Source organism: Haloarcula sp. CBA1122, from assembly GCF_009741785.1.
Taxonomy (GTDB): Archaea; Halobacteriota; Halobacteria; order Halobacteriales; family Haloarculaceae; genus Haloarcula; species Haloarcula hispanica.
In genome coordinates this window covers 45,978-56,626 of record NZ_WPCB01000021.1, presented here as the reverse complement: position 1 = coordinate 56,626, position 10,649 = coordinate 45,978, and the positions used below count along the sequence as shown (strand labels likewise).

The following is a 10,649-nucleotide window of genomic DNA, read 5'->3' as shown; positions in this document are numbered from 1 at the left end:
GGCCGAAGGCGTCCTCCAGTTCGACGATTCGGCGCTGGGCGTGGGCGTAGGACCGGCCGAGCGCGTCGGCGGCGCTGTTCAGCGACCCGTGGGCGGCGACTGCCTGCAAGAGCGTCCGGTCGCGGGCAGTCAGCGCCACGTCGCCCTGCCCCAGTTGCACTTCGACGTCCGCGGTCGCGTCCATACCGCCACATGACCGTGCCGTCACAAAGGCGTTGCCGCGCGGAACCTATGAGCCCGCTGAGGCCAGTGTGACAGACATCACCATCAACAATTAAGAACCCTGCCGCCGTCGTTGTGTCCATGTCGATGCAACGCCGACGCTTCCTCGCATCACTTGGTGCCGCCTCCGTCGTCGGACTCGCTGGTTGCGCCGGCGAGAGCAACACCAGCGAATCAACGGCGGCACAGACAGACGGTGGAGGGAACGGACAGTCCGGTGGGTCGCAGACTGGCTCGGGCCAGATCGGTGACGGCGAACTGGTCCTTGCCACAACGACGAGTACCTACGACACGGGGCTTCTCGACGCACTCCATCCCGTGTTTGAGGAGAACTACGGCGTGACGATGAAGACCATCCCGAAGGGGACCGGCGCGAGTCTCCGGACGGCACGGGATGGCGACGCCGACGTGATCCTCGTCCACGCCCGCAACGCCGAGGACAAGTTCATGCAGGACGGCTTCGGCGTCAACCGCCGGGACGTGATGTTCAACGACTTCGTCATCGTCGGCCCGGAGGACGATCCGGCGGGCATCAACGGGATGGGTAGCGCCACCGAGGCGTTCACCACCATCGCCGAGAGCGAGTCGACGTTCGTCTCGCGGGGCGACGATTCCGGGACGAACAAGAAGGAACTCATCATCTGGGATGAGGCCGGCACGGACCCAAGCGGCGAGTGGTATCGCGCTGTCGGCAAGGGGATGGGCGATACACTTGTGCAGGCGAGCCAGACCGGTGCGTACACGCTCGCCGACCGCGGGACCTACCTCTCGATGCAAACAGAAATCGACCTCGTGATTCACGTTCAGGGACCATTGAAGGACGGCCCGGTCATCCTCAAGAACCCCTACGGCGTGATGGCGGTCAATCCCGCGAAATACGACGACGTGAACTACGAGGCGGCGATGGCCTACATCGGCTTCCTGACGAGCCCGACCGGCCAGTCGATGATCGCCGACTACACCGCCAACGGCTCGCAGTTGTTCTTCCCCAACGCCATCGCCGAGGAGCCGAACTTCGGCCAGTACGTCCCGCAGGGGTACACGGCACAGCAGGCCAGCAGCCTCTCACCGCGCGACAAGGAGTATCTCTACTGGGTCGACGAGCAGGTGCCGGCGGACTACTGACCCCGATGATTCCACTGCAAGCACAGCTCCCGGACGGCGGCTGGACGTACGTCGTGAGCATCGTCACCGTCTCGCTGTACGTCAGCTTGACTGCTGTCGGCCTGAGCACGCTGTTTAGCCTGCCCGTCGCGCTGGGTATCGGCTTCACCGATTTCCGCGGGAAGCGGTTGGTCACAGCCGTCGTCAACACCGGCATGGGGTTCCCGAGCGTCGTCGTCGGGCTAGTCGTCCTCATCCTTCTGTCAAACAGCGGCCCGCTGGGGAGCCTCGACCTCGCGTTCACCCCGCGGGCGATGATACTCTCCCAGTTCATCCTCGCGACGCCGGTCCTGCTGAGCGTCAGCCTCTCGGCGGTCGAGGGCGTCGACCAGTCGGTCCGCGACGCGGCCTACGCGATGGGCGGAACCAGAGTCGACGTTGGGCTGGCGGTCATCAAGGAGGCCCGTTTCGGCATCGTTACCGCCATTCTTGCCGGGTTCGGCCGGGCCATCAGCGAGGTCGGATCGATACTCATCGTCGGCGGCAACATCGTCTACAGCGACGGACAGTCCTACACTCGGACACTGACGACGGCGATAACAGTCGAGGCACGGCAGGGGCGCTACGAGGTCGGTCTGGTTCTCGGCGTAATACTCCTCGCGCTCGTGCTGGCCGTCAACGGACTGGGATCGTGGCTCAGGAATCAGGGCCGGGGTGAGCGCTCGGTATGACGCTCTCCGTGACCGAGGTAAATGCTGGGTTCGGCGGCTCGACCGTCTTCCAGAACGTCTCGCTGGCGGTCGAACCGGGGGAAGTCGTCACCGTCGTCGGTCCCTCCGGCACCGGCAAGACGACGCTGCTGCGCCTGCTTGCGACCTTTCGCCGACCCGACGATGGAACGGTCGCATGGGACGGCGACGATATCTGGGCGATGGCCGACGACGAACGATTGAGTATCCGCCGGCAGGTGAGTATGGTGTTTCAGGAGCCGAGCCTCTTCAACGCGCCCGTCCATCGGAACGTCTCCTACGGCCTGCGCGTCAGAGAACCCTGGCGAGCCCGAGTTCGCCGGAGTCTCGGCGAACTCGTCGGCTCGTCACGGCCCGCCGATACCGTTATGGCCGCGCTCGAAACGGTCGGACTTGCGGAATCGGTCGACCAGAACGCGCTCTCGCTGTCCGGCGGCGAGGCCCAGCGTGTCGCGTTCGCGCGGGCACTCGCCGTTGACCCGGCGGTCATGCTGCTGGACGAACCCACATCGAACCTTGACCCGTACAACACGGCGCTGCTGGAAAACGCCATCGAGCGGGCGCGGGACCGCGGCGTCGGCGTCGTCGTCGCCACCCACGACATGCACCAGGCGAAACGCATCTCGGACCACATGGCCTTCCTTCACGACGGCGAACTGGTCGAGACCGGCCCGCCCGAGCAGTTGTTCGAGGACCCCACCGACGCCCGGACGGCACGGTTCCTCGACGGCGAACTGCTCGTCGGTGACCGGGAAGGGTCGCGTGTACCGCAGCCGCCGACAGCGGACCCATAACTGGCGATTTCACTTACACTCCGGTAAGCGTGCGCTTATACGGCTTGACCCACAAAGCTGGACTAGGGACCGCCGGACTATGTCACACGCTCCGCTGGTCCCTTCCCCTTTGAAACGATCTCCGTAGCGGTGCGACTACGCGTCCGGTTCAGATCTTCTGTGAAACCACCGCAATGAAAGCCGAAGCTGCCGGTGTTACTCGGCGAAGCCCGTGAGCACGCCCTGGCCATCGGTCCGGCCCAGGTCCGAAAGCGTCGCCCGCTCGGGATGGGGCATCATGACGGCGACGTGGTCGTCCTCACCGGTGACGCCGGCCACACTGTGTTTCGAGCCGTTCGGGTTCGCCTCGGGGGACACATTGCCGTCCTCGTCGCAGTACTTGAACAGGATACGGTCTTCGGCTTCGAGTTCGTCCAAGCGGTCGTCGGAGATTTCATAGCGGCCCTCACCGTGGGCGATGGGGAGTTCGACGACCTCGCCGTCCTCGTACTGGCTGGTCCAGGGTGTGTCGGCGTTCTCGACGCGCAGGTGGACGTGTTCACACTGGAACCGGGCGCTCTCGTTGGTCGTGAACGCGCCGGGGGTCAGCGACGACTCACAGCCGATCTGTGCGCCGTTACAGATGCCAAGCACTGGCGTGCCTTCGCTCGCTGCCTCACGAACTTCGGCCATGATGGGCGAGCGGGCGGCCATCGCACCGGCACGGAGGTAATCGCCGTAGGAGAAACCGCCGGGGAGGACGACGCCGTCGACATCCTCGGGGAGGCCGTCCTCGTGCCAGACGAGTTCAGCGTCGAAGCCGAGCGACTCCAGAGCCTGGACGGAGTCGCGGTCGCAGTTCGAGCCGCCGAACTGGATGACGGCGATGGTCACGCGGGCCCCCTCCGTGAGACAGCACTGACCATTGCCGTCAGTTTCGAGGCGATGGTCATTCTGCCTGTGCCACCTCGATGTCGTAGTCGTGGATGGTGGGGTTCGCCAGGAGCCGCTCGGCCATCTCCTCGGCGCGCTCGGCCGCGTCCTCGGCGCTGTCGGCGTCGAGGTCCAGCTCGAACACGTCCGCCGAGCGGAGGTCGTTCAGGTCGAAACCAAGGCGTTCTAGGGAGCGCTGTGTCGTCTCGGCTTCGGGGTCGAGGACGCCCCGCTTGAGCCGGACGGTGACGGTCGCGGTAAAGGCAGTCATTACTGGCAAGCGAGCGGGCAGCGGAGAAAACGCTTGTGTTCTCCCGGCAGGTCACGTCCCGGCGCTGACCGGCGTCCAATCGGACGGCTGGTCGGTCAGCCCTTTGACCCGGATGTCGAGGTCGCCCGCGTCAGCGTGCAGATACCGGTGGGGACTCGCGTGTAGCCGCTGGCGTACGTCGAGATCGGTCCGAGTGTAGCGCCGCGGCTCGCCGTCGGTACAGTACACTGCGCCGATAGCCCGCCCCTCCTTGTCCGTGATTCGCACGCCGGCGTAAGACCTGCTGTCGAGCCGTTTCAGTGCGTCAACTTCGGCGAAGCGAGGGTCCTCGTGGGTGGCCTCGGCGACCATCGCCTCGCCCGAGAGAATCGTGTGGGTGCAGATGGAGTCCTCGCGGGAGCGCGTCGGCCGTCTCCACACACTCGTCGGAATCCGGCTGGGCACAGAGTACGGTCGGCGAATCACTCATCACGGCCATATATACACGGAGCGACACACAAAGCGTTGGTGTCCACGCTAGGTGGAAAACGAAGGCTTTTGCCGAGGGACTGCCGACTCTGGGTCAAATGAATCACGACGCTGTCCGGAGGTGGGAATCGTGACGCGCGGTCTGACCGAGATTACGGTCGTCGGCGAGGACGATACGGGCCTCATCGCCGAAGTGACCTCGCTCCTGTTCGAGCGCAGCATCAACATCGAGGACCTCGACCAGGCCGTTCGGGAGGGCGTCTTCCGGATGACCATGCGCGTCGACACGTCCGAGATGGTGACGACGGAGGAGAAGCTCCGCGAGGACCTCACCGAACTCGGCGACGAACTCGGCGTCGACGTGCAGGTCCGGTTCCCGTCCGACCGCGAGACCCAGACCATCGCCGTCCTCGTGACGAAGGAGTCCCACTGTCTAGAGGCGCTATTCGAGGCCTGGGCCAACGGCGACCTCGGGGCCGACATCGAGGTGGTCATCGGGAACCACGACGACCTCGAACCGCTGGCGGCCAAGTACGACGTCCCGTTCCACGACATCGGCGACGAGAAGGGGACGCCGGACGAGGACCAACTGCTCGACCTGCTCGCGCAGTACGACGCCGACCTCATCGCGCTGGCCCGGTATATGCGCATCCTCTCGCCGGACGTCGTCTTCCGCTACGAGAGCCGCATCATCAACGTCCACCCGAGCCTGCTGCCCGCCTTCCCCGGCGCGTCGGCGTACATGCAGGCCATCGAGGAGGGCGTCCGCATCGCCGGCGTCACCGCCCATTACGTGACGACGGACCTGGACCAAGGGCCGATCATCACCCAGCGCGCGTTCAACGTCCCCGACGACGCCACCGAAGAGGAACTCCAGCAGATCGGCCAGCCGCTGGAAGCCGAAGCGCTCATCGAGGCCATCAAACTCCACCTCAACGACGAGGTGAACGTCCACCGTGGCCGGACGAAACTGCGGGACCCCGAAGAGACCTCGGCCCAGCTCGGTGCGCCGGAGAAACTCGACCAGCTGAACCCCGACCGTCCCATCGACGGCCTCGGCGAGTTCGTCGCCGAGGACGACGGTGAGATCGAGGCTGACGACTGAAAACGCGCTGTACTTTCAAACAGCTCAGAGTTCGCCAGCGGCGCTAACGGCTTCGTCGAGCGACGGCGCGTCGAACACGTCGCCACCAATGTAGGCGTTCGTGCCGGCACAGTAGAGGTCGCGAGCGACCTGGATTACGTCCTCATCGAGCGGTTCTGGCGACTCCGCACAGAGCGATTTCCAGTCGGCGATGCTCTCCGCGTCGGCCTGCTCTTTGGCCTCGCTCACGGCTTCGACCCACTCGGGCTGGGTGCGCTTGTGGTACTGTCGGATGACCTCCTTCGAGACCTGCTGGCCCCCGTAGGAGAAGCGGTTCTCGTCGAACGTGCCGACCACGTCGGCCACGCGGATTTCCCCGTCGTAGTACAGGCACTCGATCTTCCCGTCCTCGTGGACCAGATCGGCCTCGGCGGCCTGCTGGGTGACGATGTGGTTGACCGCCCGAGCCAGTTCTTCGAGGCGGTCGATGCTGGCCGTGCCGGCGATCCGGTCGGCTGCCTCCCGGTCGAGATACCGGTCCTGCTCTTCGTATTTCGTCGAGAACTCCACGATGGGCTCGTCGAGGTCGACGACCTCTTCGGGCCAGGTGTCGTAGTCGAGCCCGTGGTCGGCGGGCTCGGTCCGGGACCGTAGCGACGACCCGACGCCGACGCGGTTCCGGAAGACGATCTCCAGGGGAATGAGGTAGTTCTCGTCGGCAGCCCCGTGGTATGCGTCGTAGTCGTAGCGCCCGTCCTCGAAGGGGAGGTCCGGGACCTGCGTGAGTTCGATGACCATCTCCTCGGGGGCGGCGTCGGCCGACAGCGCCTCGCCGAGGTCCAGCACCTCGTCGCTGTCGGGGAGCCTGACGCCCTCGTAGTGTGTCGGGACGTGGTTCTCCTCCAGCAGTTGGAAGTTGTACGCGCCCATCGTACACAGCGACGCGCCCTTGTCGGGGATCCGGTCCGGCATCTTGCCCCAGTCGAACACGGAGTAGTCGTCCGTGAACACGAACGCGCCGCGGCCGAGGTCTTCGGCCGTCGCCGGTTCGTCCACGCGGAATTCCTTGACGCTCGTCATTGTGCCCGCCTTTCGGGCCGGGGACAAAGACGTTTCTCATACTGTCGGCTGTAACTATTGTGAGATGTTCGCGGTGGCGAAATTCGTCACAGACAGTATCACTCGCGCTCGGAAGGCAACGTTTTCCGTCGGGCTGTCGACTGACCTCCTGATGGCTACCAGTCTGTTGGTCGAGGCTGCGATCATCGTCGCCGCGACGGCAGCGATCTGGAAAGGGAGCGACTGGCTCGAATCCGCGAGCGAACGGCTCGCGACGTACTACGGCCTCCCGGAAGTCGTTCAGGGCGCAATCATCGTCGCCGTCGGGTCGAGCTTCCCGGAGGTCGCAGCGGTCGTGCTCTCGGCGCTGGACGGGTCGATGTCTCTCGGTGTGGGCGCAATCGTCGGCTCGGCGATTTTCAATATTCTCATCATCCCCGCAGTCGCGGGCATCGCCACGGACGACGAACTCGAATCGAGTCGGACGCTCGTCTACAAGGAGGCGCAGTTCTACATGCTCGCCGTCTCAGTCCTGCTCATCACGATGGCGCTCGCGGTCATCTACTATCCCGGCGAGGCGACGCTCACGGGCGTCATCACGCGGCCGCTGGCGGCGATTCCGCTCGCGCTCTACGGCCTGTACGTCTTCATCCAGTACCAGGACACGGCCGACCACGACCCGGGGGAAGACTGGACCGCCGGTATCTCTGTCGGGCGGCAGTGGCTCTTTCTCTTGCTCGGCCTCGCGGTCATTCTCGTGGCGGTGGAGAGCTTGGTCCACTCCGTCAAAGTCATCGGCCGGGCCGCCGGCGTGCAAGAGTTTCTGCTCGGCGTGACGATTCTGGCGGCGGCGACGAGTCTCCCCGACACGCTCGTCAGTGTCAGAGCGGCCCGCGACGACCGCGGAGTCACGTCGCTCGCGAACGTCCTCGGCTCGAACACGTTCGACCTGCTCGTCGCCATCCCGCTCGGCGTCTTCATCGCCGGCGCGTGGACCGTCGATTTCGCGATGGCCGTGCCGATGTTCGGTGTCCTGACCGGGGCGACGATTCTCCTGTTCACCGCCCTCCGGACCGACCTCGTGTTGAGCGAACTCGAATCCTATGCGCTGCTCGGCGCCTACGCGGTATTCGTCGCCTGGATCGTCATCGAGACTGCGGGCTGGGTCGGCGGCGTATTGCCGACCTGATCTCTCTTCCGGAACTGCAGCCGCTTGCGTCCCGAAACACGGGGACCTGTCGACCTTGTGGACCATGTGCGTACCCATACGTTTTTGACCGTTCTTTCCCTCCTGTCCAGCAATGCCGGACGTCCCAGAGACCGTCGGTACGCCGGACGGCTCCGTCGAGTTCGAGCACCGTCCGACGACTGCCCAGTCGTTCGAGAACGCGCTCGCCAAGGCGAGAAACGGGACGCGACTGACAGTCGACGACGCAGTCGAACTCCTCACGACGGGCACCGACCGGGACGGCATCGACCACTACCGGAAAGAGCAGGTACTCGAAGCGGCTGACCGACGCCGGGCGGAGGTCGTCGGCGACGAGGTCACCTTCGTCGCGAACCTCAACAACAACGTCACGACGGCCTGTAACACCGGCTGTCTGTTCTGTAACTTCAAGGACCGCTCCGAGCAGTTCCGCAGCGACTACCAGGAGGACCACGGCGGCTTCACGAAGACGCCGAGTGAATCCCGCGAAATCGTACGGGACGCCCTCGACCGCGGCATCTACGAGGTCTGTTCGGTATCGGGGCTCCATCCCGCGCTCGCGCTGGACGACGAGCACCGGGAGATACTGGAGACGAGCGACCGCGGCGACCTGAACTACCGATCGCCCGACGAGTACGAGAAAGACCCGGCCACCTACTGTGAACAGATTCGGGCGATGAACGTCGGCGACGTCCACCTCCACTCGATGACGCCGGAGGAAGCCTATCACGCCCGCCGCGGCACCGACTGGTCCTACGAGGAGGTGTACGGTCGCCTCCAAGACGCTGGCCTCGACAGCGTGCCCGGTACCGCCGCCGAGATTCTCGTTGACGAGGTCCGGGACGTCATCTGTCCGGGCAAGATCGGGACCGACGAGTGGCTCGAAGCGATGGAGGCGGCCGCGTCGGTCGGCCTCGACATGACCTCGACGATGATGTACGGCCACGTCGAGAACGAGCGCCACCGCGCGCTGCACCTGCAGCGCATCCGCGACCTGCAGGACCGGACCGGCGCGATCACGGAGTTCGTCCCGCTGTCCTTTGTCCACGAGGAGACGCCGCTGTACGAGCGCGGGATGGTCGACGGCGGCGCGTCCATCGACGAGGACGAACTGCTGATCGCCGTCTCACGGCTCTTCCTCGACAACGTCGACCACATCCAGTCCTCGTGGGTCAAATACGGCGACACGCAAGGGCTGAAGATGCTCACCTGCGGCGCGGACGATTTCATGGGAACCATCCTCTCCGAGGAGATCACCAAGCGCGCCGGCGGCGACTACGGCGAGTTCCGGTCGTTCCAGGAGTACGCCGACATGATCACCGCCATCGGCCGGACACCGGTCGAGCGGTCGACGGACTACGAACAGCGCCGCGTCATCGACCCCGACGCCGACGTGCTCGGCCCGCAACTCGGGCCACAGGCTGACGGAACGCCGTTGCTCGACTGAAGTAGTGGACCACGGCTGGGCACTGGCCGTGGTCGACGTGGTAGAGTATTCTGCCTGGCACTGCTGTCAGAGGCACGTCCAGGCATGATATGTATTGGTGTGCCAGTACATGTGTAGCTACGGCCTAGTCGACTAGGTGAGTAGTGTCCAGGATCCGTTCTGACCGTGACGGCTGTTCATGCGCAGAGGCCACGGGATCACACGCTCGCCGGATTCACGCCGCGGTCCAGTATCGACCGGAACCGTTCGCCGTCGTCGTCCTCAGCCTCGATAGCCGCCTCGATGGGCTCCGAGAGCCAGCCGTCGTCGACGAAGCGGTCGTAGACCGGCAACCGCTCTGTCAGGGGCACCTCGGCGGCGTCGGCGACGGCCGTCAGTTCCTGCAGCGCGGGCCACTCGTACTCGGGGTTGATGTGGTCCACAGTCACTGGGGAGACGCCGCCCAGGTCGTCGATACCGCAGTCGGTCAGGTCCCGGGCGGGCGCGAGGTTCGGCGGAACCTGTACCGACACCTCCTCGGGAAGCGCTGCGCGAGCCATCGCCGTTACCCGGCGCATCGTCGCCAGGTCGGGAGAGCCGCCCTGCCAGCGCTCGTTCTCGACGACGGGCTGGACGATGACCTCCTGGATGTGGTCGTAGCGCTCGTGCAGTTCACGGATGGCGAGCAGGCTCTCGGCGCGGTGGTGCCAGTCCTCGCCGATGCCGACGAGGATGCCCGTCGTGAACGGCACACCGAGTTCGCCGGCCACGCGGAGGGTGTTCAGCCGCTGGCCGGGGTTTTTCGCCCGCGGACCGCCGTGAGCCTGCACCTCAGTGGTCGTCTCCAGCATGACGCCCATCGAGGCGTTCAGGTCGGCGACGTGGGCCATCTGTTCGCGCGTCTGGTCGCCCGGATTCGCGTGCGGGAGCAACCCCTCTTCCAGGGCGATTTCGCAGGCCTCCCGGAGGTACTCGTGGATGGAGTCGTGGCCCCACTCGGCGAGCTGGTCGTGGACGGCGGTGTAGCGGTCGTCCGGGTCGTCGCCGAAGGTGAACAGGGCCTCGGTACAGCCGGCGTCGGCCCCGCGGCGACAGGTCTCGCGGATCTCCTCGCGGTCCATCAGCTCCGCCTGCCCCGGCGGGTCGTAGTACGTGCAGTAGGTGCAGGTGTATCGGCAGGCGGTCGTCAGCGGCAGGAACACGTTCCGGCAGTAGGACAGCGCCGACGCGGCCTCGACGTCCCCGGGCATCACCGACAGCAGTCGCTCGATGTCGGCGTCCGGGATCTCGATGTCGATATCGTGCGCGTCCGTGCCGGGTATCACGTCCCGGGGTGTGCACCCCACGAACAAA

At 65.5% G+C, this 10,649-nt stretch carries 12 protein-coding genes; 6 read left to right on the top strand and 6 right to left on the bottom strand.

What is annotated here, in order from left to right:
* Positions 1-184: LysR family transcriptional regulator (locus GJ630_RS10415; protein WP_191449847.1), on the bottom strand; the 184-nt coding region annotated here is incomplete at its 3' end.
* A 119-nt stretch (positions 185-303) separates the two neighbouring features.
* Between GJ630_RS10415 and GJ630_RS10410 the strand changes: the two genes are divergently transcribed.
* Genes GJ630_RS10410 through GJ630_RS10400 form a run of 3 tightly spaced genes read left to right on the top strand, consistent with a single transcriptional unit; the run spans position 304 to position 2,869 of the window.
* Positions 304-1,347, top strand: coding sequence for a substrate-binding domain-containing protein (locus tag GJ630_RS10410; protein ID WP_014039488.1), 1,044 nt, complete (start codon positions 304-306; stop codon positions 1,345-1,347).
* Positions 1,348-1,352: 5 nt separating this feature from the next.
* Complete coding sequence (locus GJ630_RS10405; protein ID WP_014039489.1) at positions 1,353-2,057, top strand: ABC transporter permease; 705 nt, start codon at positions 1,353-1,355, stop codon at positions 2,055-2,057.
* Complete coding sequence (locus GJ630_RS10400; RefSeq protein ID WP_014039490.1) at positions 2,054-2,869, top strand: phosphate ABC transporter ATP-binding protein; 816 nt, start codon at positions 2,054-2,056, stop codon at positions 2,867-2,869. Before GJ630_RS10405 ends, GJ630_RS10400 begins: the two co-directional genes overlap by 4 nt.
* A 195-nt stretch (positions 2,870-3,064) precedes the next feature.
* On the opposite strand, the gene purQ is transcribed toward GJ630_RS10400, so the two are convergent.
* Genes purQ through GJ630_RS10385 form a run of 3 tightly spaced genes read right to left on the bottom strand, consistent with a single transcriptional unit; the run spans position 3,065 to position 4,472 of the window.
* On the bottom strand, positions 3,065-3,742 hold the full coding sequence (purQ, locus tag GJ630_RS10395; protein ID WP_064287552.1) for a phosphoribosylformylglycinamidine synthase I: 678 nt from the start codon (positions 3,740-3,742) through the stop codon (positions 3,065-3,067).
* A 55-nt stretch (positions 3,743-3,797) separates the two neighbouring features.
* A complete protein-coding gene (gene purS, locus GJ630_RS10390) occupies positions 3,798-4,052 on the bottom strand; it encodes a phosphoribosylformylglycinamidine synthase subunit PurS (protein WP_014039492.1) in 255 nt (84 codons plus the stop codon).
* A gap of 51 nt (positions 4,053-4,103) precedes the next feature.
* Entirely contained in the window at positions 4,104-4,472 is a 369-nt protein-coding gene (locus GJ630_RS10385; RefSeq protein WP_371727368.1) for a GAF domain-containing protein, read from the bottom strand.
* A gap of 169 nt (positions 4,473-4,641) precedes the next feature.
* Here GJ630_RS10385 and GJ630_RS10380 point away from each other — a divergent pair, with 169 nt between their 5' ends.
* On the top strand, positions 4,642-5,625 hold the full coding sequence (locus tag GJ630_RS10380) for a formyltetrahydrofolate deformylase (RefSeq protein WP_014039494.1): 984 nt from the start codon (positions 4,642-4,644) through the stop codon (positions 5,623-5,625).
* A gap of 24 nt (positions 5,626-5,649) precedes the next feature.
* Here GJ630_RS10380 and GJ630_RS10375 read toward each other — a convergent pair whose 3' ends face one another.
* Positions 5,650-6,684 (bottom strand): phosphoribosylaminoimidazolesuccinocarboxamide synthase, encoded by a 1,035-nt coding sequence (locus tag GJ630_RS10375; protein WP_191449846.1) that lies wholly within the window; start codon positions 6,682-6,684, stop codon positions 5,650-5,652.
* Between the two features lie 151 nt (positions 6,685-6,835).
* Between GJ630_RS10375 and GJ630_RS10370 the strand changes: the two genes are divergently transcribed.
* Positions 6,836-7,852 carry a sodium:calcium antiporter gene (locus tag GJ630_RS10370; protein ID WP_050038269.1) on the top strand — a complete coding sequence of 339 codons (1,017 nt, stop codon included), beginning with the start codon at positions 6,836-6,838 and terminating at the stop codon, positions 7,850-7,852.
* A gap of 112 nt (positions 7,853-7,964) precedes the next feature.
* A complete protein-coding gene (gene cofH, locus GJ630_RS10365) occupies positions 7,965-9,317 on the top strand; it encodes a 7,8-didemethyl-8-hydroxy-5-deazariboflavin synthase subunit CofH (protein WP_014039497.1) in 1,353 nt (450 codons plus the stop codon).
* A gap of 197 nt (positions 9,318-9,514) precedes the next feature.
* Here cofH and cofG read toward each other — a convergent pair whose 3' ends face one another.
* On the bottom strand, positions 9,515-10,621 hold the full coding sequence (cofG, locus tag GJ630_RS10360) for a 7,8-didemethyl-8-hydroxy-5-deazariboflavin synthase subunit CofG (RefSeq protein ID WP_014039498.1): 1,107 nt from the start codon (positions 10,619-10,621) through the stop codon (positions 9,515-9,517).
* Positions 10,622-10,649 lie beyond the last annotated feature (28 nt).

Excerpts from the sequence above, each read along its gene's own strand:
- GJ630_RS10410 (WP_014039488.1), top strand. The coding sequence starts at position 304 with ATGTCGATGCAACGCCGACGCTTCCTCGCATCACTTGGTGCCGCCTCC.
- GJ630_RS10405 (WP_014039489.1), top strand. The coding sequence starts at position 1,353 with ATGATTCCACTGCAAGCACAGCTCCCGGACGGCGGCTGGACGTACGTC.
- GJ630_RS10400 (WP_014039490.1), top strand. The coding sequence starts at position 2,054 with ATGACGCTCTCCGTGACCGAGGTAAATGCTGGGTTCGGCGGCTCGACC.
- purS (WP_014039492.1), bottom strand. The coding sequence starts at position 4,052 with ATGACTGCCTTTACCGCGACCGTCACCGTCCGGCTCAAGCGGGGCGTC.
- GJ630_RS10375 (WP_191449846.1), bottom strand. The coding sequence starts at position 6,684 with ATGACGAGCGTCAAGGAATTCCGCGTGGACGAACCGGCGACGGCCGAA.
- GJ630_RS10370 (WP_050038269.1), top strand. The coding sequence starts at position 6,836 with ATGGCTACCAGTCTGTTGGTCGAGGCTGCGATCATCGTCGCCGCGACG.
- cofH (WP_014039497.1), top strand. The coding sequence starts at position 7,965 with ATGCCGGACGTCCCAGAGACCGTCGGTACGCCGGACGGCTCCGTCGAG.